The 23438-nt window shown below is 56.1% G+C and carries 17 protein-coding genes; 9 read left to right on the top strand and 8 right to left on the bottom strand.

Annotation, left to right across the window (positions count from 1 at the left end):
- Positions 1 to 9: 9 nt before the first annotated feature.
- The 4 genes from CLV88_RS12450 to CLV88_RS12435 all read right to left on the bottom strand — a co-directional run bounded on the left by CLV88_RS12450 (position 10) and on the right by CLV88_RS12435 (position 3772).
- Positions 10 to 912 (bottom strand): esterase-like activity of phytase family protein, encoded by a 903-nt coding sequence (locus CLV88_RS12450; RefSeq protein ID WP_106608736.1) that lies wholly within the window; start codon positions 910 to 912, stop codon positions 10 to 12.
- Complete coding sequence (gene mepA, locus CLV88_RS12445; protein ID WP_243403662.1) at positions 885 to 1691, bottom strand: penicillin-insensitive murein endopeptidase; 807 nt, start codon at positions 1689 to 1691, stop codon at positions 885 to 887. The genes CLV88_RS12450 and mepA overlap by 28 nt, the downstream gene beginning before the upstream one ends.
- Before the next feature lie 89 nt (positions 1692 to 1780).
- A complete protein-coding gene (locus tag CLV88_RS12440) occupies positions 1781 to 3166 on the bottom strand; it encodes an MFS transporter (protein ID WP_106608734.1) in 1386 nt (461 codons plus the stop codon).
- A gap of 63 nt (positions 3167 to 3229) precedes the next feature.
- On the bottom strand, positions 3230 to 3772 hold the full coding sequence (locus tag CLV88_RS12435) for an acyl-CoA thioesterase (RefSeq protein WP_106608733.1): 543 nt from the start codon (positions 3770 to 3772) through the stop codon (positions 3230 to 3232).
- A 124-nt stretch (positions 3773 to 3896) separates the two neighbouring features.
- On the opposite strand from CLV88_RS12435, the gene CLV88_RS12430 reads away from it, so the two are divergent.
- The 3 genes from CLV88_RS12430 to yaaA all read left to right on the top strand — a co-directional run bounded on the left by CLV88_RS12430 (position 3897) and on the right by yaaA (position 7106).
- The gene (locus CLV88_RS12430; RefSeq protein WP_106608732.1) at positions 3897 to 4178 is read left to right on the top strand and encodes a YggT family protein; all 282 of its coding nucleotides are present in this window, start codon (positions 3897 to 3899) and stop codon (positions 4176 to 4178) included.
- An 84-nt stretch (positions 4179 to 4262) separates the two neighbouring features.
- A complete protein-coding gene (gene recQ, locus CLV88_RS12425; RefSeq protein WP_106608731.1) occupies positions 4263 to 6302 on the top strand; it encodes a DNA helicase RecQ in 2040 nt (679 codons plus the stop codon).
- 30 nt (positions 6303 to 6332) lie between these two features.
- Positions 6333 to 7106: a peroxide stress protein YaaA gene (gene yaaA, locus CLV88_RS12420; protein ID WP_106608730.1), complete on the top strand. Its 774-nt coding sequence runs from the start codon at positions 6333 to 6335 to the stop codon at positions 7104 to 7106.
- Here yaaA and CLV88_RS23695 read toward each other — a convergent pair.
- Both CLV88_RS23695 and CLV88_RS23690 read right to left on the bottom strand, forming a co-directional pair.
- Positions 7091 to 8404 carry a response regulator gene (locus CLV88_RS23695; RefSeq protein WP_341477160.1) on the bottom strand — a complete coding sequence of 438 codons (1314 nt, stop codon included), beginning with the start codon at positions 8402 to 8404 and terminating at the stop codon, positions 7091 to 7093. The two genes, yaaA and CLV88_RS23695, sit on opposite strands and share 16 nt — an antisense overlap.
- Positions 8344 to 9282, bottom strand: a complete 939-nt coding sequence (locus tag CLV88_RS23690) for a histidine kinase dimerization/phospho-acceptor domain-containing protein (RefSeq protein WP_341477159.1) — start codon at positions 9280 to 9282, stop codon at positions 8344 to 8346. Before CLV88_RS23690 ends, CLV88_RS23695 begins: the two co-directional genes overlap by 61 nt.
- Before the next feature lie 147 nt (positions 9283 to 9429).
- Between CLV88_RS23690 and CLV88_RS12410 the strand changes: the two genes are divergently transcribed.
- On the top strand, positions 9430 to 14865 hold the full coding sequence (locus tag CLV88_RS12410) for an alpha-2-macroglobulin family protein (protein ID WP_106608729.1): 5436 nt from the start codon (positions 9430 to 9432) through the stop codon (positions 14863 to 14865).
- The gene (gene pbpC / locus CLV88_RS12405; RefSeq protein WP_106608728.1) at positions 14865 to 16907 is read left to right on the top strand and encodes a penicillin-binding protein 1C; all 2043 of its coding nucleotides are present in this window, start codon (positions 14865 to 14867) and stop codon (positions 16905 to 16907) included. Before CLV88_RS12410 ends, pbpC begins: the two co-directional genes overlap by 1 nt.
- 141 nt (positions 16908 to 17048) lie before the next feature.
- On the opposite strand, the gene CLV88_RS12400 is transcribed toward pbpC, so the two are convergent.
- A complete protein-coding gene (locus CLV88_RS12400) occupies positions 17049 to 18224 on the bottom strand; it encodes an acetyl-CoA C-acyltransferase family protein (RefSeq protein WP_106608815.1) in 1176 nt (391 codons plus the stop codon).
- A 131-nt stretch (positions 18225 to 18355) separates the two neighbouring features.
- Here CLV88_RS12400 and CLV88_RS12395 point away from each other — a divergent pair, with 131 nt between their 5' ends.
- The 4 genes from CLV88_RS12395 (at position 18356) to CLV88_RS12380 (ending at position 22567) form a co-directional block, all read left to right on the top strand.
- Positions 18356 to 18919 carry a helix-turn-helix domain-containing protein gene (locus tag CLV88_RS12395; RefSeq protein WP_106608727.1) on the top strand — a complete coding sequence of 188 codons (564 nt, stop codon included), beginning with the start codon at positions 18356 to 18358 and terminating at the stop codon, positions 18917 to 18919.
- 155 nt (positions 18920 to 19074) lie between these two features.
- Positions 19075 to 20259, top strand: coding sequence for a glycine C-acetyltransferase (locus CLV88_RS12390; protein WP_106608726.1), 1185 nt, complete (start codon positions 19075 to 19077; stop codon positions 20257 to 20259).
- 17 nt (positions 20260 to 20276) lie between these two features.
- The gene (tdh, locus tag CLV88_RS12385; protein WP_106608814.1) at positions 20277 to 21305 is read left to right on the top strand and encodes an L-threonine 3-dehydrogenase; all 1029 of its coding nucleotides are present in this window, start codon (positions 20277 to 20279) and stop codon (positions 21303 to 21305) included.
- Between the two features lie 104 nt (positions 21306 to 21409).
- Complete coding sequence (locus tag CLV88_RS12380) at positions 21410 to 22567, top strand: cytochrome P450 (protein WP_106608725.1); 1158 nt, start codon at positions 21410 to 21412, stop codon at positions 22565 to 22567.
- 20 nt (positions 22568 to 22587) lie between these two features.
- On the opposite strand, the gene CLV88_RS12375 is transcribed toward CLV88_RS12380, so the two are convergent.
- Positions 22588 to 23151 (bottom strand): AEC family transporter, encoded by a 564-nt coding sequence (locus CLV88_RS12375; RefSeq protein WP_106608724.1) that lies wholly within the window; start codon positions 23149 to 23151, stop codon positions 22588 to 22590.
- Between the last annotated feature and the right edge of the window lie 287 nt (positions 23152 to 23438).

Raw genomic sequence — 23438 nt, 5'->3', positions numbered from 1 at the left:
TTCAACAAATCAAGGCTTTTTGACCACCACATATTCGACGATTTCCGTGCGCTGAAGGAAACGGAAATTATCGTCCGAGATCATCGTTAGTCGAAGGCGGCCCTGTTCATCGCGCCATACGGATAACCCTTCGAGATTATCGTGAAACCCTATGCCTTTGCGAAACAACAGCTTTTCGTCTGTGAACCCTTTGGCCGAAACGTCAAAACTACGCACACGTGACCGAAATCCAATCCCGTTAAACCCACGCTCAAGCAAATAAAGCCGCCCATCAGGGCCGAAATCTGCACCGACGGGCTGAAACTGTTTCTTGCGCGGCAAGGTAAATCGCTGGTCCCAGCGCCCATTGGACAGTTGAAACACCCGAATTTCGTTCTCGGTTGCGCTGGGTGTTTCTGGAAAAGCATAAATCGTGCCAGTTTTGTCCATGGCGATTGCTTCAAAGCCACCGTTGTCACGGATTTCCTGTAAGTCTTGGGGTTTTGGCAGCGTAGTTGCCGCACTGCCGGGGTGGCGAAACGCTTCGATCCGATGTTTGCCCTCGAACGAAACCAATATCTCGCCATTTTGCCGTTGCGCTAATCCCTCAGAGTCCCGACGCCCGGTTCGCGATTCAAAATTGCCTTTTGTATTTAGAACCTTGTGTGTTTCAATATTGTCAATATCGACGATAACGCCCTGCTCTCGCACCAGCCGCGCCTGAATGAAATGGCCGCGATCAGACAAGGTCGTCATCTGCACGCCGTCGTCTGACAGCAAAAGCCCCGAATAGCCGCCAAACCAGCCCGAGGGTATGTGCCAGCAATAGACCGATAACAGTTGCGCATGTTCCTGCGGCCCCGAGGCCCGGCCCATCTGCAACCCTACAACGGCCGCCCCGGCGATCAGGGCGATTGCAAGACGTTTATACATTGACGGGGCAGGTCTGCCATTTGGAGTTCACGACGAGGTTTGGGCTTGGGCGCATTTGGATCTGGTGGTGGTGGATTCAGGATGTTGCGTACCCATTGCTCTGCGTCAGCGCAACCATCTCCTGCTGGTGGTGGGTCTTGGTTGACACAACCGCTTGCCCCGCGCGGACAGCTGAGCCGGACATGGAAATGATAATGATGCCCCCACCACGGTCGGATTTTGCGCAGCCAACTACGGTCGCCCTTTTCGTCATTGCACATCTGCACTTTGGCGCCGGGAAACACAAAGATGCGCGCAGTGCGCGGGTCACTGGCGGCAGCTTTGAGTACCTCGTGATGCGCGCGGGTCCAGCTATCGTTGACATAGGCCCCGTTAGAGCGCCGCATCGAAATCGAAGAGATATTCTCGCGATCCTGCCGTGACAGGTCGAGCCTCTTGGGTGGAAGCATCCAGATATCAATGTCCAATCCAATTTGGTGACTGCGGTGCCCCGTCAGCATCGGCCCACCGCGCGGTTGGCTGATGTCTCCGATATAGAGCCCTGCCCAGCCGGGCTGCTGAGCAGCCTTTGCAGACAAGCTGCGGATATAGTCAATCGTCTCGGGATGTCCCCAATTGCGATTTCGTGACAGCCTCATGGCCTGCCATGTGGGGCCGGTTTCAGGTAAGGCGACAGAGCCCGCTGCGCAGCCCTTGGCGTAGCTTCCATAGGGTAATGGAGATTGTCGAGACCCGGCGTCTTTAGCCCCAAACAGCTGTTTCGCTTGGACGCCCTGCATAGATGCAGGAACCGACGCTTGCGTCGACACCTGTACAAGGTCTTGTTGCTCTGACTTGCAACCGCCGAGAACAACGGCGAAGCCAAGGATCAGGAAGAGGCGGACCATTTGCTCTGTTCTCCTGCCGGTTTTACCCAGATTAACAGGATCAATCCGATAAGAAAGAGCGCAATCAACGGTGTGATCCCCATCCGCTGACTTCCGCTCACCTCTGAGGTCAGAGCGATCAAGGCGGGTGCCAGAAACGTCGTCGCCTTGCCCGACAGTGCATAGAGGCCAAAGGCCTCGGTCATGCGGTCGGGATTGGACTGCAAAACGACCATGGTACGACTGGCCGATTGGAGCGCCCCACCAGCCGCGCCGATCAGCCCTCCCGCCACGTAGAACAGAATGTCAGGAAGGGCGGACCCTTCTGGCACTGCAATGCCAAAGACTGATTGACGCGAGAGACCAACCACCAAAATCGCAGTGAATAGGAGAGTTAGAATGCATATCACGATAACGGGTTTAGGTCCGTAACGCTTGTCCGCCTTCCCGCCGATCCACGCGAACAGGGCCCCGGTAAGTGCCGCGACAATGCCAAAAATGCCGACTTCCATGATGGACCAACCGAGTACGCCAAAAGCGTAAATGCCTCCAAATGTGTACATGCCGTTCAACGCATCACGATAAAACATCGAGCCGCCAAGATAGGCTAATAGGCTTGGATGGCTGGGCAGGCGCGCGATTGTGGTCCACAAATCGCCTAAAGCAGCCCTCATTTTTTGTGGCTGGTGATTGGGGTCTGGCCGTTCGCGGACCCAAAGGAAAAACGGGATCATAAAGACTACGTACCAGATTGCCGTCAATGGCCCGACAATACGTGTGTCTGCCTTGGTCATAGTATCCAGCCCTAAGACTGGTGTGATGCCGATCATCGTTTTGCCGCTTGCGCCTGCTTGAAAAAGCGCAAGCATGATCGCGAGCGCCAGCACGCCTCCTACATATCCCCAAGCCCATCCTGTGCCCGAGATTTGACCAAGATCTTGCCGGTTGCCTAAACTGGGCAGCATTGCGTTGGTGAAAATGGTAGCGAATTCCATGCCAATCAGACCGATGCCAAAGAACATCAGCGTTCTTACCACATCAAAGCTCTGAGGCTCTGTGTACCAGAGCATCCACGCGCCCAGAACGTACATAACGGAAAACAGCCTTACCCATGGCATTCGTTTGCCTGTGCTGTCAGCGAAAGCGCCCAAAACCGGAGCAAGAACAGCGATCAGAATGCCGGAAACCGTCAGGCCGTAACCCCAATAAGCTTGTGCTTGCGCCTTGGCCGCGCCTGTGTCCATGCCCTGATCGATCAGCAGATCGGTGACAACAGACGCGAAGTAAGGTCCAAAAATGAAGGTGAGCAAAAGGGTGTTGTACGGCTGACTTGCCCAGTCAAAAAACCACCAGCCCCAAATGCGCTTGCGCGCCGAAATGTCGGTCATGCCTGTCCCTCTGGGTTTTTTTACCATTTAGACAAGCCGACGAGAGCAAAGGCAAGATATTCCTTACCTTTTGTCCTGCATTGGCGGCCAGGGGCGGGCTGCATCTGCTTCAATCCAACGTTTGATCCAATCCGCTGGCTCGGGTGACTGCGCCGAATGTCCCATCGCGCTCAGTACGCGTTCAGGGGCAACAATCCCCGATGCATCGGTAATGGCGGATCGATACAGCGCATGATTTGCGCATTCGCCGTTTTTCTTCCACATAGACTGTTCAAGGTAAAGAAACTTGTCATCCCAGCACACCGCGCGGCTGTGCATCTCGATCTTTTCGAATGTTCGAATGCGTCGGCGGTATCGGACAGACACGCCGGCCATGGTCATGCCCCATCCGTTCTTTCGCATTACTGACACCAGCCCGGCGCGTTGCGCCAGCGGGATCCGCCCTAAATCGTAGAGCGTTAGCGTGCGCCCATTGTTCAATTCTGCCCACAGGTCGATGTCCCAGGGCCAGCACCGGTGCTCGGAAATATGAATGTCACCCACCCGCATCGCCGGAGCGTTGCGAAATTTGATCAGTTCTTTGACCATGCGCAGAAACGGATACATATGGCTCTCCTTTGAGCCAGTTCTTGAGATTGTCTGGATCATGGTCAACCACGACCTCGCGGCAGTCTTGTGCTTTTTCCCAAGGACGCTTACTTGTGTGCGAGCAATCGAAAGGAACGCATTTATGATGGCGATTTACGGCCCGCTACAGCTTATTTTGAACGTGGCCTTTTTCATCATGTTGGCTCACATCATCATGAGCTGGCTGATCAACTTCCAGGTGCTCAACTTGCACCAACCGATGGTTGCACAGATCTGGACAGGCTTGAACCGTTTGCTGGAGCCGATCTATACGCCGATCCGCCGCGTTTTGCCGGATACACACCCATTGGATCTGGCACCGTTGGTTGCATTTATCGTGATCATCAGTTTGCGCGACTACATTCTGCCTTCGATCCTGTTCTAATCGCCGACGCCGGGCTTGTCCCGGTGCGCTTCGTGTGGGACAGTCTCTCAAAAGAGCAGACTGAACCAAAATACAGGAACATACATGTGCGCCGCTGCCACGGTTTTGCGTGACGTCTTTGGGTTTGACCATTTTCGCCCCGGACAACAGGATATCATAGACGCGGTAACACGTGGTGAAAACGTGTTGGCCATCATGCCGACTGGTGGTGGCAAGTCCCTTTGTTTTCAGCTTCCTGCGTTGATGCGTGATGGCGTAACCGTTGTTATTTCTCCTTTGATTGCGCTTATGCGGGATCAGGTGCGCGCACTGCGGGAGGCCGGAGTCGAGGCGGGTGCGCTGACGTCGGGCAATACGGAAGAAGAGACCGAACAAGTTTGGGGTGCATTGGACGCAGGGCGGCTCAAACTGCTTTATATTGCGCCTGAACGGCTGGCCTCGGGCGCGGCGCTAGGTATGTTGCGTCGGATTGGTGTTAGCTTGATTGCCGTGGACGAAGCACATTGCGTCAGCCAGTGGGGTCACGATTTTCGCCCGGACTATCTGCGCATTGGTGAATTGCGCAGCGCGCTGAACGTCCCGCTTGCGGCATTCACAGCAACAGCAGACGCCGAAACGCGAGACGAGATTGTCGCACGACTGTTCGACGACCAAAAGCCACAGACATTTTTACACGGATTCGATCGACCCAATATTCATTTGGCATTTGGCGCGAAAGACAATCCACGCCGTCAGATCTTGCAATTCGCGGCCGCTCGCAAAGGTCAATCCGGCATCGTTTATTGCGGCACAAGAGCAAAAACTGAATCCCTTGCTGCAGGGCTTCGCGAAGATGGACATCTTGCGCTGCATTATCATGGCGGAATGGACCCGGAACAACGCCGCGATACCGAGGTTCGATTTCAGCGCGAGGATGGTTTGATTGTCGTGGCGACCGTGGCCTTTGGCATGGGCATCGACAAACCGGATATTCGTTGGGTGGCTCATGCCGATTTGCCCAAGTCAATTGAAGCCTATTATCAGGAAATTGGCCGCGCTGGTCGGGATGGCGCTCCGGCTGAAACACTCACGTTGTTTGGCCCAGACGATATCCGCTTGCGGCGCTCTCAAATCGACGAGGGGTTGGCACCACCAGAACGTCGGTCAGCTGATCATGCCCGGCTGAATGCGCTTTTGGGACTGGCAGAGGCGTTAAAATGCCGCCGCGAGACATTGCTGTCCTATTTTGGCGAATCCGAAGTGGCGTGCGGAAAATGTGATCTGTGCGACGCGCCTGCAGATGTCTTTGATGGTACCGTCGCAGTGCGCAAAGCGCTGTCGGCCATTTTGCGGACAGGCGAATGGTTTGGTTCAGGGCATCTGATCGATATTTTGCTAGGCAATCGAACCGATAAGGTCAATCAACGCGGGCATGATGATTTGCCAACATTTGGCGTTGGGCGCGAGTATGACAAACGACAGTGGCAAGCCGTGTTTCGCCAAATGATGGGGCGGGATTTAATCAGGCCTGATCCTGAGCGCCATGGCGCGCTGCGCATGACGGATGATGCGCTACCTGTTTTGCGCGGCGAGGCTGAAGTTTCATTGCGGCGTGATACGATCAAAAGCACCGCGCGGCGTCCTGCGCCCAAGATGCTGGTCAGTGAAGAGGATGCGCCATTACTTTCGGCACTTAAGGCCAAGCGTCGCGCCTTGGCCGAGGCTGCAAAGGTTCCCGCTTACATAATTTTCAATGACCGCACGCTGATCGAGATGGCTGAAAAACGGCCGTCTTCGCTCGACGAATTGGCGCATGTAAACGGCGTGGGCGCGAAAAAGCTGGCAAATTACGGTGATGCCTTTCTTGAAGTGATCAATGGCGAAGCCGCGGATATGCACCCTAGCCGCCGCAAAATTGCCGGTCGTAACGAAGCATCGCTTTACGATGAATTGTTGGAGGCGCAGGCCACCTTGATGCGCGGGCCGGATGGCATAGATAAACCCATGAGCTGCTCCGCATCGCTTTTGGCCAAGGTCGCGAATACGAAACCTTGTGACGAGGCCCATATGGCGCGGTTGCTTGGGGAAAAGCGGGCCGAGCGGTTTGCCTTGGCATTTTTAGACGTCATCGCCAAAGCGGGTTAACCCGTTTGTGCGCGAAAACAGGAGAGACGGATGCTTGTTGTTGTGTCGCCGGCAAAACGGCTAAATTGGGATGCAGTTTCCGGCGAACAGACTGCGCCGCAATTTCAGGACGACGCGGTGCGCCTTGTCAAGACAGCGCGCAATCTGACACTTGGGGACTTACGAAAGCTAATGGACCTGAGCGTTGATCTGGCACGCCTGAACCGGGATCGGTTCAAGGTGTTCAGCGCCGAACCCGATGCGCACGATACCCGCCCAGCCATCCATGCCTTTGCGGGGGATACGTATATCGGGCTTGAGGCCAGCAGTTTGAGCCAAGAAGAACTGGATTGGGCACAGGATCACTTGCGCATTCTGTCCGGGCTTTATGGTGTGCTTCGTCCCATGGATGCGATCCAGCCATATCGGCTGGAAATGGGTAGCCGTCTTAAGACACGGCGCGGAACAAATCTCTATGATTATTGGCGTGCAGCACCGGCCAAGGCTTTGAATGCACAAGCCGAAACGTTGGGGGCGGATACTTTGGTGAACTGTGCAAGCCAAGAATATTTTGGTGCTGTAGATCCCAAAGCTCTGGGGTTGCGTATCATCACTCCTGTGTTCATGGAGGAACGCGGAGGCGAAGCCAAAATCGTGTCGTTTTTTGCCAAGAAGGCGCGCGGGTCAATGGCGCGGTATATTATCCAGCATCGCCTCACTGATTCTACGGGCCTGAAGGATTTTGATACAGGCGGGTATACGTTCAATCCGGGTATGTCTGAAGGGGACCGTTGGGTCTTTTTGCGCGATTATCCAGATGCCTGAAGCGGCTCTTGGGGTTCTGCTTCTGGAATAGGCGGGCGCGCTGACGTCGGGCAATGGTCTTGGATCTTTTCAAAAATCGCGGCTTTGCGCAGCGGTTTTGTCAAATAGTGATCTAACCCGGCAGCCAAAATGCCCTCTTTGTCTCCATTAACTGCGTGAGCCGTGAGGGCAACAATCGGCGTGTGCATTCTTCCTGCTTCAAGTCCCCGAATTTTTGCGGTGGCCTCTTTACCATCCATTTTGGGCATCGAGATATCCATGAAAATAAGATCAGGTTTGAAGCTTTGAAACAAGTCTACGGCTTCCAGCCCGTTGGTGGCAAATTCCAGTTCGATGTCTAACGATTTGAGGAGTTTGCTGAGTACCAGCCGGTTTGTTTTATTGTCTTCCGCTGCAAGTATTCGCATTGAACGGGTTGGTGTCTCTTGAGCGGGAGATTCGGCTGAGCCTTCCTCATGGCTTACCGCTCTTTTGATCGTTGCGAACAAATCGCCGCGAGATATGGGTTTATTCAATACGCCTTGGACAAGTTCTGTGCGGGGGTCAGAAGCAATCGACGTTGTATCGGATCCCAATAGTATTATCGGCGTGACACACCCATCAGAGCGAAGTTTTTCAACCAGTTCAAGCACATCCAGCTTGGGAAGGTATTGGTCGATCAATACCAAGTCCATTTGCCCCGCAAGGTCCTGAATACAATCTTCGCCCGCACAAAGGGTGGCCTTTGCACCCATCTGCTCAATCTGACGCTTCAACAGATGCCCGTTCAGCTCAGCCTCATCAGCGATTAGGACGTTGCCAATGCAGCTGGGTAAGGGCGTCGGCAAGCCATCGCAATTTTCTTCGATCGGCAGTGTCAGGCTGAACCCAAAGCAGGAACCTTCACTCTCTTTTGATTCCACCCAGATGTCGCCAGACATGAGATCTATCAGCTTACGCGTAATGGCCAAGCCCAAACCCGTTCCCTCAAACTCTTTGTTGCGGGCTTCGTCGACTTGATTGAATTCACCAAAGATGTGGCCAATCATATCTTCTGGAATTCCGATGCCGGTATCTTGCACCGTTATGTGCATTTCGGCTTCGGTTCCGTCGTTCTGAATAACGCCAACAACACGCACCTGAACATGACCTTCGGATGTGAATTTCAGCGCATTGCCAATCAAATTCGTCAAAACTTGCCGAATGCGGCCTGGATCGCCAACCAGCTTAGTCGGCAGGAACAGATCGTAGTCAACAATCAGCTCGACACCTTTTGCCGAGCTGAAAGCTGCAATAATGTCGTGACTTCGTGAATGCATCTTTCCAGATCAAATGTTTCCGGGCGGAGTTTCAGCTTGTCAGCCTCTATCTTGGAGTAATCCAAAACATCGTTGATGATGACCAGAAGTGCTTCGCCGGAATTCTTGATTGTATTGACAAATAGCCGTTGTTCTTCGCTAAGCGACGTATCCAAAAGTAGGTCAGACATGCCGACAACACCGTTCATTGGTGTTCTGATTTCGTGGCTCATGTTCGCAAGAAACGCTGACTTTGCGCGGCTCGCAGCCTCAGCGCGCTGCTGCTCGCTCTTGAGCTTGGCCTCGTAGCGCACAGTTTCTGTAATGTTGAGTGCGAGGCTAACGATGTCGCCGCCATGTCCGCGTTGGTCGATTAGTTTGATATATTCGCCATTCCACAGACGCAGAACGACCGGTTCCGGAGTAGGTTGGTGCCATCGGGCGAGCATTTCTTCTCGCCATTGCTCAGCAGATGCATCGCCGGTGTTGAAGATTCCTTCATCCGTTATGCATTCCAGTATCTCGGAATACGTGATGCCCGGTTGTACGTTTTCCAATCCATCAAAGACCGCCAAGTAAGACGGATTGGCAGCAATCATTCGACTTTGAGCATCAAAGAACGCGAAACCATCGCGGATCGAAGCGATCGACAACCATAGGCGCCGTTCAGCGATTTCGATTTTCTCATTCGCCACCTGAAGGTCAGACTTCACGCGGCTATTCTCGTTCTTGACGTTGGCAACCTCTGCGCGTGTTTCAACGATTTCATTGGAAAGTTCGGCTGCATGTTTCCCAAGCTTGCGATTGGCCGAAAACAGTTCAGCCTGTTTGAGTTCCAATAGTCGTTCGGCCGCCAACCGCGCTCTGCGTTCGTCTGCCAATCTTTTTGCAAGCGACATTAACCGTTCCCCGGAATCACCAATCAGTTTCCGACAGATTGGAAAGAACCAGTGAAGATCATCTTAAGTTAGCTCTGGCATTTGAATCGTTGCGCTTGCGCAAACGAGCATGGCACCATGTCACTATTCTTATGCGGAGTGTTTGAAATGCGATGGTTTGTTTTGGCCATGATCGGCCTAGTTTTCGCCCAATCTACGATTGCTCAGGAAAGCTATGTTCCGGACCGGCGCATCGTAGTGAGCCGCGACGTCGACTTTTATGGGGCCGACCTGCAAAACTTGTTCGATACGAATTATGATGCTTGTGTTCAGGCGTGCCTTTCCAATCCAGAGTGTCAGGCATTTACATTCAATACCCGCTCCAACGCCTGTTTCCCCAAAAGCGCCGTCAGCGAAAAGCAGCCTTATGACGGCGCACTTTCGGCTGAGGTGTATTCCGTGGGAAAAGGTGTGCAGCAGCGCGCCGTGTCTCGTGCCGCTGACCTTGGGTTTCTGAACGCCAGCACGTTGTCGCAGGGGGTCGATCTCGCGTCGGATATCGGGCGCATTCACGCCGCCGGACCGTGGACGGCTCAAGAGATGATCGATGCCGCAAGGCAACGTGAAAACGACGGAAATATTGTGAGCGCGATGCGTTGGATGGGGGGCGCAGTCAGCAAGCTGGACACGGGAGATTTGTGGCTGGACTATGCGAGACTGAATTTGGCGGCGAATGGTGCAAACCAGTCTGAGACAAACCGGTATCGTAATCGCGCGTTACCAGCCACGATCAATGCCTATCTGCGCGCCGAAACCGATCCGGCACGGGTGACAGCATTGGTTCAGATGGCTGATGTTTTGGAAGAAAGTAATCGCGGCAAGCCGGTGTTGCGTGCATTGCGTTTGGCAGAGGCAATTCAGCCGCGCGAAGATGTCGTCAGCAGATTGGATAGCGCGATTGGTAAATACGGATTCCGTATCACGGAACACAAAGTAGAAAGCGATCAGCAAGAGCCGCGAATTTGCGCCGAATTCAACGAATCTTTGGTCAAGTCCGGCGTAGATTATGCCCCGTTCGTCAAGCTGCCTGATCAGCGTCTTGCGGTTGAAGCCAGCGACAGGCAGATCTGTGTCGGCGGTGTTGAGCACGGTCAACGCTACGCCATCACGTTCCGTGAAGGCCTGCCCGCGGCCAGCGGAGAGGCATTGATCCGCGATATTGAACTGACGGTATATGTGCGTGACCGCAACCCAAGCGTTGCGTTTCCGGGGCGTGCCTATGTTTTACCTCGCTCCAGTGACGCGGGTTTGCCAATTGAAACGGTCAATCTCGACGGGGTCGATCTGACGCTCCAGCGTGTTAGCGATCGAAACTTGTTGCGGGCCTTTCAGGACAGCTATTTCGGAAAACCGCTGAGCTATTGGCAGTTTGAGGACTTCAGCCGCGATGTCGCGGAGACCGTTTGGACCGGGTCGGGCGAAGTGCAAAACAATTTGAACCAGACGATGACAACCCGACTGCCGATTGGCGAGGTTATTGGCGACCAGCCGCCCGGTGTTTACGCGCTGACAGCGGACATTCCCGGCGCGGATTTCTATGACGAAACGTCGACGACCCAGTGGTTTGTGCTCTCTGATATTGGTGTGACTAGCTTAAGTGGAACGGACGGGTTGCATGTCTTTGTGCGCGGGTTGAAGACGGCTGAGGCGCGACAAGGTACTAAGGTGTCGCTGCTCTCTCGCGCCAACCGTGTGCTGGGAACGGTCCAGACCGACGCGAAGGGATACGCCCGTTTTGACGCGGGTCTGACACGCGGAACCGATGGGGCGGCGCCGGCGTTGTTGTTGTTTGAGGATGGCGAGGATTTCTCGTTCTTGTCCTTAACCGATCCTGCATTTGATCTATCGGATCGGGGCGTCGAGGGGCGTCAGCCATCCCCGCCGGTTGATCTGTTTGTCGCAACAGATCGCGGGGCGTATCGCGCAGGTGAGACGATCTATGTGACCGCGCTGGCGCGAGGCGACGAAGTTCAGGCGTTGCCGGGACTGCCGCTAACTGCGATCCTGACCCGTCCGGATGGCGTGGAATACGCGCGCCATGTGTCGACCAAGGATACCTCTGGGGGGCATGTATTTGCGATGCCGACCGGCGCGTCGGTACCGCGCGGATCGTGGCGCATTGAGTTCAAAACCGATCTGGAGGCTGCACCGCTAGCCACGGCCAAGGTGTTGGTCGAGGATTTTCTCCCTGAGCGGATCGACTTTGAATTGACATTGCCAGAGGCACCGCTGGACTTGGCTGATCCAGCGCCGCTTAGCGTTGCCGCTCGCTACTTGTTTGGCGCACCGGGTGCTGGACTTGGGGTCGAGGGCAACGTGGCCCTGCGCTCGCGGGACGAGGTTGACGGCTTTGAAGGATACCAGTTTGGCCGCCATGATGAGCGCTTTTCCGGTGTGACCGAGTATTTTGCGGGCGATGAAACTGATAGTGACGGCATGGCACAAGTGTTCCTCCCCCTGTCCGAAATCGACGCCGCCGGTCGCCCGCTTTTGGCCGACATCACCGTGCGTGTGAGCGAAGGGTCAGGGCGCCCGGTTGAGCGGCAGCTTTCACATCCGGTTGCGGCGAATGGCCCCATGATCGGCATTAAGCCCGCATTTGGCGAAGACGTTGTGGCCGAAGGCACGTCGGCTCGGTTCAATATTGTCTCACTCGGTCCGGACCTAAGCCATCAACCGATGAAGTTGCGTTGGACGGTCAACCAGGTGCGCACAAGTTATCAATGGTATCAGCTTTACGGAAACTGGGAATGGGAGCCGACAACAACCCGTACCCGTGTTGCGGGCGGTGAAGTTTCGATGGCGGGTAGCGCCGTTGAGGTGAGCGCACCTGTAGACTGGGGGCGCTATGAGATCGTGGTGGAGCAAGTCGACGGCGACTATGTTGCCAGTTCAACCGATTTCTACGCAGGCTGGTACGCGCCGGTTGATGCTTCCGACACACCCGATACTCTTGAGTTGTCGTTGGACAAGCCCGGATATCGCAGCGGTGAAACCGCGATGGTTCGGATCGTGCCGCGTTATTCCGGCACGGCGCTTGTGACGGTGATGTCTAATCGTCTGATCGCCATGCAGGCGGTCGAGGTCAGCGAAGGTGAGAACCTAATTCCGCTGAACGTCACCGATGAATGGGGGGCGGGGGCCTATGTTACCGCGTCGGTGATCCGTCCATCTGATGAAACCGCAGGGCAAAACCCTGCGCGTGCCTTGGGGTTGAGCTATGCCAAGATTGATCCGGGTGCGAAACAGCTTGCCGTTACTCTCGAAGTGCCAGAGCAGCTGGCGCCGCGTGGTCCGATGACTGTGGGTGTCAACGTGGATGGCGTCACCGAAGGTGAAGCCGCATACGTCACGCTTGCTGCGGTTGATCTGGGCATTCTGAATCTGACTGGATTCCATAGCCCTGATCCTTCGGGGCACTATTTCGGCCAGCGGCGGCTGGGTATGGAAATCCGTGATATCTATGGGCGTCTTATTGACGGTATGAACGGATCCTTGGGTGCTGTGCGGTCAGGGGGGGATGCCACGTCCTCAACTCAGTTTGACTCACCTCCGCCAACTGAGGAACTGGTCGCCTATTTCCAAGGCCCGGTTGAGGTGGATGCGAACGGCAACGCGCAGGTGCAATTCGACCTGCCTGAGTTCAACGGCACCGTGCGCCTGATGGCAATTGCGTGGAGCTCCACGGCTGTTGGACAAGCGGAACAGGATGTTATTGTGCGCGACCCGGTAGTTGTCACGGCAAGCCTTCCCCGGTTCCTTGCACCGGGGGACCAAAGCCGCCTGCTTTTGGAAATTGTGCATGCCGAAGGGCCCTATGGGCGTATGGGGCTGGATGTAGTGGCAGATGGCGTGACACTTACGGCGGGCGACGTGCCATCGGGTATCGAGCTGGCGGATAAAGCCACCGCGCGCCTCTCTGTGCCTATCACGGCTCAGGACGTGGGAGATCACAGCATTCGCGTGGCTTTAACTACACCGGATGGGCGGCAATTGTTGAAAACTCTAACGCTTCCGGTGCGCGCCAACGACCCGGAGATTAGCTCTACACAGCGTATCGAACTGGCCGGCGGCGATGCGCTCACACTGGACAGCAACTTGTTTGCGAATTACCGCACTGGAACTGGCTCTGCGGTGATATCCTCAGGTGCTTTGGCGCGGTTTGATGCGCCGGGGTTGCTTCAGGCTTTGGATCGATATCCTTATGGCTGTACCGAGCAGGTCACATCCCGCGCCATGCCGCTGTTGTATTTCGATACTGTTTCGGCAACATTGGGCCTTGCGTCGCGGGACAAGGTTGAAGAGCGCGTAAACCAATCGGTCGAACGCATCTTGACCCGTCAGGCCAGCAACGGTGCCTTTGGTCTTTGGCGTGCCGAAAGTGGGGATTTCTGGCTGGATGCTTACGTCAGTGACTTCTTGTCCCGCGCCAAGGCCAAAGGCTATGCCGTTCCCGATCTTGCATTTCGTCAGTCGATGGACAACTTGCGAAATCGCATCAATTATGCCCCCGATTTCGATGAGGGCGGAGAGGATATCGCCTATGCGCTGATGGTTTTGGCACGCGAAGGCGCGGCGGCCATGGGGGATTTGCGGTATTATGCGGACGTTAAAGCCGAAGCCTTTGCAACGCCACTGGCAGCAGCGCAGTTGGGCGCGGCGTTGGCATTTTATGGTGACCAGACACGCGCGGACCGCATGTTCCGGCAGGCCGCTAACAAGGTTGATTTAATGTGGTCCGAAGCGCCAAACCATGTCTGGCGTGCTGATTATGGCACCCGCCTGCGTGACGCGGCTGGTGTGCTGGCATTGGCGGTTGAGGCAGGTAGCACTGCGTTTGGCCGCAATCAGTTGGCGCAGCGTGTATCAGCGCCGGGGCGCAGCTTGTCGACGCAGGAATCGGTGTGGTCTTTGATGGCGGCTCATGCCCTGATAGATGATGATAGTCTGAGTGCGCTTAGCCTGAATGGTGCACCTCTCGACGGACCGCTCTTGCGCTCGTTGGAGCGCGACATGCTGGTTGGACCGCTGGAACTTCGCAACGAAGGCGAATTGCCGACCGACGTGACGCTAACTTCGATTGGTGTGCCAAATTATCAAGTTGAAAAAGGCGGTTATGGGTATGATCTCGACCGCCAGTACTTCACGACCGTTGGTGCCCCGATGAACCCCACAGCGATACGATCTGGTGATCGTTTTGTCGTCGTGTTGACGGTCAAGCCTTTTGACAATGGCGGTGCGCGCCTGATGGTGAACGATCCGCTACCCGCCGGATTCGAGATCGACAATCCGAATCTCTTAGCCAGTGGCGATATCCGGGCGCTCGATTGGGTAGATCCGGCCTGGGCCGAGCATAGCGAGTTTCGTTCTGATCGCTTTCTGGCAGCGGTAGACTGGCGTTCGGACCAGCCATTCCAGTTGGCCTATATTGTGCGCGCCGTGTCGCCCGGCACGTATCACCACCCAGCGGCGGTGGTCGAGGACATGTACCGCCCACAATACCGAGCCCGCACCGCCGCCGGACAGTTGATCGTGCAACAGTAATGCGCCGTTTGTGGCCTTTCCTTTTGGTTGCCCTGCTCCTGATCGGAGCCGGTGCGCGTGACGTGGTTGATCGCTGGATCGTGACGACTGAGTTGCCGCCGCTCTTGGTCGACACGTCGGTCGAAGTGCGTGATCGCAACGGCCAGTTGCTGCGCGCGTATACGGTGGACGGTGGGATCTGGCGATTAGGCGCGCGGCCTGATCAGGTGGATCTGACTTATCTGGAAATGCTGGTTGCCTATGAAGACAAGCGGTTTTTTGAGCACTCCGGTGTCGACTCCCGTGCGATGATCCGGGCCATGTGGCAGGCGTTGATTTCAGGGAGAGTGGTTTCTGGTGGTTCTACGCTGACCATGCAGGTCGCGCGGTTGATGGAGGATTCCGGCACCGGACGATGGGCGGGAAAGCTGCGACAGATCCGTGTGGCGCTGGCTCTGGAGCGGCGGTTGAGCAAGGCTGAGATCCTTTCGCTTTATCTTACACACGCGCCATTTGGCGGCAATCTTGAAGGCATTCGGGCAGCCTCGTTGGCGTGGTTTGCCAAGGAACCTACAAGGCTGACACCCGCGCAATCGGCACTGTTGGTGGCGTTGCCCCAAAGCCCGAACTCGCGCCGTCCTGATCGGTTTCCAACCGCGGCCACCGCAGGGCGCACGCGTGTTCTGAACCGTGTGTTTTCCGCAGGCGTGTTACGCGAAGAGGACGTGGTAGCGGCTCAGAGTGAACCGGTGCCAAATCACCGGCAGCGCTTTCCGACACATGCGGCGCATTTGGCGGATCGTGCTTTGGCTTCCCGGCCGGAGGCGCTTGACCATGCGTTGACATTGGACCGCGATCTGCAGCAATCCATTGAAAACATTGCTGAACGCGCGTTGCTTGGTCTCGGAGAGCGCTTATCAATTGCGATGGTTGTTGCAGACCATCAGACCAGTGAAATATTGGCGTCTGTTGGGTCCGCTGGTTATGGGCAACAGGATCATCGGCAGGGGTTTGTTGACATGACCCAAGCGCGCCGCTCGCCAGGATCAACCTTAAAACCATTGGTGTATGGTTTGGCGTTTGATCAGGGATTGGCACATCCCGAAACCATGATTGACGATGCGCCGATCCGCTTTGGCACCTATGCGCCACAGAATTTTGATGGCGGGTTCCGGGGTGCGTTGCGCGTCTCTGAGGCGCTACAGTATTCATTGAATATTCCAGTTGTTTTGCTGACCGAAGAGGTGGGGCCAGCCAATCTGATGGCGGCAATGCGGAAGGCGGGGGCAGATCTAAAACTGCCGGGCGGCGCGCCGGGATTGGCTATGGCGCTGGGCGGAGTTGGGGTGACATTGGAAGAACTGGTGCAGCTTTATGCGATGATTGCACGGGGCGGGGCAGCGACGGAATTGCATTGGAGGGTGGGTGAGAAAAACATTCTGAATCAGAGTGTTATAAGCCGATCTTCGGCCTGGCATCTTGGCCATATCCTTTCTGGGATAACCCCACCGCCGGGTGCGCCAGCCAACCGGTTGGCATACAAAACCGGCACGAGCTATGGGCACCGTGATACATGGGCCATTGGGTTTGATGGGCGGCATGTTGCAGGTGTGTGGATAGGGCGCCCGGATGGCACACCCGTGCCCGGTGCCTTTGGCGCGGCTGTGGCGGCGCCGGTACTATTTGATGTGTTTGAGAGGGTGAAACCAGACCTTGATCCACTTGGTCCGCCGCCGCCGGAAACGATCTTGTTATCAAACGCGCAACTGCCTGAACCGCTTAGAAAATTTCGGGGTCGTGACGCCGTTTTTCAGACGCCATCAGGCGACATGAGTGTTGCATTTCCGCCGGATGGCGCGCGACTGGTTCGGCAGGCGGGCGGGGTGTTTGTGAAGGTTCGAAACGGGCGGAAACCGTTTACGGTTATGGCCAATGGCGTGCCCCTGATGACCGGATTACGGCGACAGGAAATTCAATTGCCATTGGATGAGCTGGGCGCGTCGACCATCACTGTTATTGATGCGACGGGGCGTTCGGACAGGGTGCGGGTCTGGATTGAATAACGCCAAAACGCAACGTCGGTATTACGTCGGTATTCTGTCGGTATCGCGTCGGTGTCGTTTTGCGAAACACAGGCGCGTTAACCTTTGAGCAGAGTTATCCAAAGGAGAGTGCGGGCCGGTTGGCCCACACTCGCAGGTTTGTTAGAGGCGCTCGATGGCCAGCGCGATACCCTGACCGCCACCGATGCACATGGTGATCAGTCCTTTGGAGCCGCCTGTGCGCTCGAGTTCGTGCATCGCCTTGACGGTGATGATGCAGCCCGTGGCGCCAACGGGGTGGCCCAAGGCAATCGCGCCGCCGTTCGGGTTGACTTTGGATGTATCCAGTTCCAGACCGCGATTGACAGCAATGGCTTGTGCGGCAAACGCTTCGTTGGATTCGATTACGTCGAAATCGCCAATCGACAGGCCGGTGCGTTCGAGGAGGTTTGTCACCGCAGGGATCGGACCAATGCCCATCACCTCCGGGCGCACGCCCGCGTGGGCATAGCCAAGGACGCGGAACTTTGGTGTAAGGCCCGCATTCTCGGCGGCTTCGGCGCGTGCCAGCACGATGGCGGCGGCGCCGTCATTGATACCCGATGCGTTACCAGCCGTGACGCGACCGTCTTTCTTGAACACAGCGCGTAATTTGGCGAGCTTTTCCAACGAAGACGAAGTCGGGTGTTCGTCTGTGTCAAATGGAACCATGTCACGCTTGACCTTGACGTCGACCGGAACGATCTGATCCTTGAAATAGCCCGCCTCAATGGCGGCAGCGGCGCGGGTCTGGCTTTCCAGAGCAAAGGCATCCATGTCGTCGCGCGACACATTATGTTCTTCGGCTACGTTTTCAGCGGTCACACCCATGTGGCCGGTGCCAAACGGGCAGCTAAGCGCGCCAACCATCATGTCCAGCGATTTGACGTCGCCCATCTTTTGACCCCAGCGCTGGGCTTGCATGATGTAGGGTGAGCGGCTCATGTTTTCTGCACCGCCTGCCAGACCAAAATCTGCGTCACCCAACATCAGAGATTGAGCAACGGAGACAATAGCTTGTGCACCGGAACCACAGAGGCGGTTTACGTTCATGGCAGGGGTCGTGTCGGGAATACCGGCCTGAATGGCAGCCGCACGGGACAGGTACATGTCGCGAGGTTCGGTGTTGATGACGTGGCCAAATACAACGTTGCCAACTTGTCCAGCTTCGACATTGCTGCGCTCCATCGCTGCCTTTGCGGCGACTGTGGCAAGATCAATTGGCGCGGTGTTGGCCAGCGATCCCCCAAATGTGCCGATGGCAGTACGGGCGCCGCCAAGAATTACGATATCAGTCATTGATGTGTCCTCCAGATTCTCAAGTGTCGCCATTATGCACATGCAGCATTCAGTGTCATCCGGCGGAGTTGTCACGCCTGAGACCTGCCAATGATTGACAAATCCGGTGCTTTCACGGCAGGTCTGGAACCATGAATGATGCGGAACAAATTCTCGATCTGTTGCCAGCACGCCTGCGCGAGGCACGGCGCAATCAGGGGCTGTCTCTGGATGCGGTCGCCAAGCTGTCAGGCGTTTCGCGTTCGATGGTGAGTCAGATTGAGCGGGGTGAAAGTAGCCCAACCATTGCAACGCTTTGGAATTTAACGCGGGCGTTGCAGGTCGATTTTGCGGGGCTTCTGGAAGAGGGTAATGCAGCTCATCGGATTGAAGTGTTGCGCGATGCACAGGTGCCAACAATTGAGAATATGGGCGAAGGGTGCAGCATTCGCATACTGTCGCCACCTGAAGACGCCGGCAAACACGAGGTGTATGACATTCGGTTTGCCAAAGGTGGTGTTTTGGATAGCCAGCCACACACGCGCGGGGCGCGCGAGCATTTGACGGTTGTCGAAGGTCAGGTCGAAGTTGTGTCCGGGGATGCACGAGAACTGCTGGGTCCGGATGATACGGCGCGCTATTCCTCTGACGTGCCCCACTGTATCCGCGCCCAAGGTGACGCGGCGCGTGTGTTCCTCGTGGTGCAGGACGCCTGAGGCCCGCCCATTTGCTTGCGCTGTACTAATTTGTTCAATGCGGCGTGCCGATATTTGAATCCGTTATTACGGAAAATTTCCGTGATTGTGCGTTTCTGCTATTTGAGATGCGCCTCCGTTATGGTAGATATGTGTCCAGAATCATGGAGGACACGATGTCTGAAGCTTTCCTGACCCACATTCGCGACACGCTGAGCCAGATCGAGGCGGAGGGTATGATGAAACGCGAACGCATGATTACGTCGCCCCAGAGCGGCGAAATCACGGTTGGCGAGCGCGAGGTCATCAACCTGTGTGCGAACAACTATCTGGGGTTGGCCGATCACCCGGCGCTGATCGCGGCGGCGCAGGGCGCGATGGAGCCGCGCGGGTTTGGTATGGCATCGGTGCGTTTCATTTGCGGCACGCAGGATATTCACCGCGAGTTGGAACAGCGATTGGCGGCGTTTCTGGGCAAAGAGGACTCGATCCTGTTTGCGGCCTGTTTTGATGCGAACGGCGGGTTGTTCGAGCCGTTACTGGGGCCAGAAGATGCGATCATTTCCGACAGTCTGAACCATGCGTCGATCATCGACGGGGTGCGGTTGTGCAAGGCCAAGCGCTATCGCTATCTCAACAATGATATGGCCGATCTTGAGGCGTGGCTGAAGCTGGCACGGGAGGACGGTGCGCGCCATATCATGATTGCGACGGACGGTGTTTTCAGTATGGATGGATATCTGGCTAATCTGCCTGAGATCACGCGTCTGGCGCAAAAGTATGATGCGCTGGTGATGGTGGATGATTGCCATGCCACCGGGTTTATGGGGCCGAGCGGTGCCGGGACACCGGATCATTTTGGTGTGGATGTGGACATTGTTACGGGAACGTTGGGCAAGGCACTTGGGGGGGCAATTGGCGGTTACATCGCTGGGCCGCAGCCAGTGATCGATTTGTTGCGGCAGCGCGCGCGGCCCTATCTGTTTTCCAACTCGCTGCCGCCAAGCATCGTTGCCGCCGGGATTGAAGCGATCCGGCTGGTGGAAGAAGGCGCTGGGTTGCGGGCGCGGTTGTTTGAGAATGCGCGCTATTGGCGGGCTGGATTGGAGGCGCTGGGATTTGATTTATTGCCGGGCGAACATCCGATTGTACCGGTCATGCTGGGCGAGGCGCAGCTGGCGCAGGACATGGCGGCGCGGTTGTTTGACGAAGGCGTTTACGTGTCCGGGTTTTTCTTTCCGGTGGTTCCGCGTGGACAAGCGCGTATCCGCACCCAGATGAACGCCGCCCTTTCGCGCGAGGAGCTGGACCATGCGTTGTCCGCGTTTGGGCGTGTTGGCAAAGAGTTGGGGGTGATCTGATGACTTTGCCAAACACGATGAAGGCATTGGAAAAGAGTTTTCCGCGAGAGGGTTTATGGGCGACGCAGGCACCTGTGCCCGAGATTGGGCCGGATGATGTGTTGATCCGGGTGAACAAGACCGGGATTTGCGGGACGGATATTCACATCTGGAACTGGGATGAATGGGCGAGCGGCACGGTGCCGGTGCCGATGATCACCGGCCACGAATTTGCCGGAGAGATTGTTGAGATCGGCAAGGATGTGACGGGGCTGGAGGTGGGGCAGCGCTGCTCTGGTGAGGGGCATTTGATTGAACATGACAGCCGTCAAAGCCGCGCGGGCAAGTTTCACCTTGATCCAGGCACGCGGGGGATTGGGGTGAACGAACAGGGGGCGTTCGCGGAATACCTGCGTTTGCCTGCGTTCAATGTTGTGCCGTTGCCGGACGATATTCCGGATGAGATAGGCGCCATTCTGGATCCGCTGGGCAATGCGGTTCACACGGCGCTGAGCTTTGATCTGTTGGGGGAGGATGTGTTGATTACCGGGGCCGGTCCGATTGGGATCATGGCGGCGGCAGTGGCGCGTCATGCCGGCGCGCGCAATGTGGTGATCACGGATATCAATCCGGACCGGTTGAGGCTGGCGGAACATGTGGTTCCAACTGTGCGGACGGCAAATGTTAGCAAAGAAGATCTGAATGACGTGATAGGCGAGCTGGGGCTGACGCAGGGGTTTGATGTGGGACTTGAGATGTCAGGGTCGCAAGCGGCTTTGGATCAGATGGTTGAGGCATTGGTGATGGGCGGCAAGATCGCGCTGCTTGGTATCCCGCCGGGCAAATCTCCGGTGGATTGGAGCCGCATTGTGTTTAAGGCGATCACGATCAAAGGTGTCTATGGGCGCGAGATGTTTGAGACCTGGTACAAGATGATTGCCATGTTGCAAAACGGTTTGGACGTGAGCCGGGTGATCACGCATCGATTTGATGTTGATGCGTTCGAGCAGGGCTTTGCCGCGATGAAATCGGGGGCGTCGGGCAAGGTGGTGCTGAACTGGACATAAGGGGCTTTGCCCCTCTTGGCCTTTGGCCAATTCACCCCAAAGTATTTTTGGCAAGATGAAGGAGCTGGCTTGTCGAAGGAGGTTGAGGGTGGAACAGTCTCCATATGTCTGACGCACCTGTTTACGAGATTGATCTGCGTGCCTTTTGGGAGGACCCTTATCCTGATTTGAAGGCGATGCGTGCGAAGGTGCCGATTGCCTATGTGCCTCAGCTGGGCGCGACACTGATCACGCAGCGGGATGCGATTTTTGACAATGAGAAGAAGGTCGAGGTGTTTTCTTCGGATCAGCCGGATGGATTGATGACCGTGCTGATGGGGCAAAACATGATGCGAAAGGATGGTGCGGCGCATACGGCGGAGCGCAGAGCCATTTTTCCGTCGGTATCACCAAGGACTGTAAGGGATGTCTGGAAGGTGCAATTTCAGCGTGCGATGCGCGGGATTTTGGAACGTGTCGCGCCGCTGGGTCGCGCAGACATGGTTGCTGACATTGCGCGCCCTGTGTCGGGAGAAGCTCTTAAGGCGATTACCGGGCTGACCAATATGCATTGGCAGGAAATGGATCGTGTTAGTCAGGGCATGATTGACGGTTGTGCCAACTATGCAGGAGACAAGAAGGTGGCAGCGCAGTGCCATGACTGCACCGCGTCGATTGACCGCTATATTGATGCGCGGATGCCGGAACTGGCGCGAGTACCTGACCTGTCCATGTTGTCTGTGATGATGCAGGCCGAGTTACCTAAGAAAGACATTCGCGCCAATATCAAATTGGCGATTAGTGGTGGGCAGAACGAGCCGCGCGATGCGATTGCCGGGGCCGTGTGGGCTGTGTTGGCCCATCCTGAGCAATTGGCTTTGGTGCGGCATGGAAATGCCACCTGGTTGCAGGTGTTTGAGGAATATGCGCGCTGGATGTCACCCATAGGCATGTCGCCACGTCGTGTGGCACGCCGATATGAGACGGGCGGTGTGACCTTTGAGCCAGAGGATCGGGTGTTTCTCATGTTTGGTTCGGGCAATCGGGATGAGACTGTGTTTGCGCGGCCCGATGTGTTTGACGTGACACAGGATTGCGGGCCAGCGATCAGCTTTGGAGCGGGGCCGCATTTTTGCGCTGGCGCGTGGGCGTCCCGGTGTTTGATTGCCGAGGTGGCTTTGCCAATGTTGTTTGAGCGATTGCCGGGGCTGCGTTTGGCAGGTGAGACCCGGTTTGGTGGTTGGGCGTTTCGAGGGCCTGTGTCGGTGCCTATTGCGTGGTAATGTCAGGTTAGAAGAAACAACTAAGTGGAAAGTGTGAAAAGCGCGGCTGATGTGGCCATTGGTATGGCGATTGAAGCTGCCCGCGGGAGACCTTGTTCTTGAGCAAGGACAGGATAGATCGAAAACATCGGCGTGGCGGTGGAAGGGATCAGGACCACGTGCATTTTGGCGATAGGTATGAGCCGAAGATTAACGTGCAAAGTAGTGCGGTGGCAGCGACCTGCATGGGCGCGAGGAGCAGTTTGAACGCAGCGATCTGTGCCCCGCCCGCCAATCGCCGCGCAAAGGCAGACCGACGAGTGACCCACGATCACGAAGAGAACCAAGGCAGAAGCGGATGCAGCTAGCATTTGGAGCATTCGGGACGCAGACGCGGGAATAGGGATGTGCAGGATCGAAACGGCTAATCCCAGCAAAAGGCCAATGACCATCGGGCGCCGGATGATGTGGCAAATAAGTTGAAGGGGTGACAGACCGGGTTGATCCCTGACCAGTCCCATAAGGATCAGGCAGAATGGGACGAGGATCATGTTCTTGACCGTGACATTGAGCGCCAGCACAACACCTGCGATATCAGGGAACATAAGCAGCTTCAGGGGAAAGCTGACAAAGCTGGAATTTTGGTAGACAGACCCCCATGACTGCATTGGCGCAGCGGGCGGGCGGTGGCTGCCCATGAGAACCATGCAAAGCTGAGTGTGATTGTGGCCAGTGTACCGAACAGGTAATCGCCCGTGTCGTCGGGTTGGAAAATTTCGGTGCGGTCGCAACTTGCAACCGCGTAGAACAGAAGCGCCCGTACGCGATATCCATAACATATCGCCCAAGACCCTTGAGGTCGGCGGGCGAGAACCATCCACGCCGCAAGGTG

It is taken from the genome of Shimia abyssi (assembly GCF_003014475.1).
Lineage (GTDB): Bacteria > Pseudomonadota > Alphaproteobacteria > Rhodobacterales > Rhodobacteraceae > Shimia > Shimia abyssi.
This window is presented reverse-complemented; position numbering and strand designations above follow the sequence as displayed.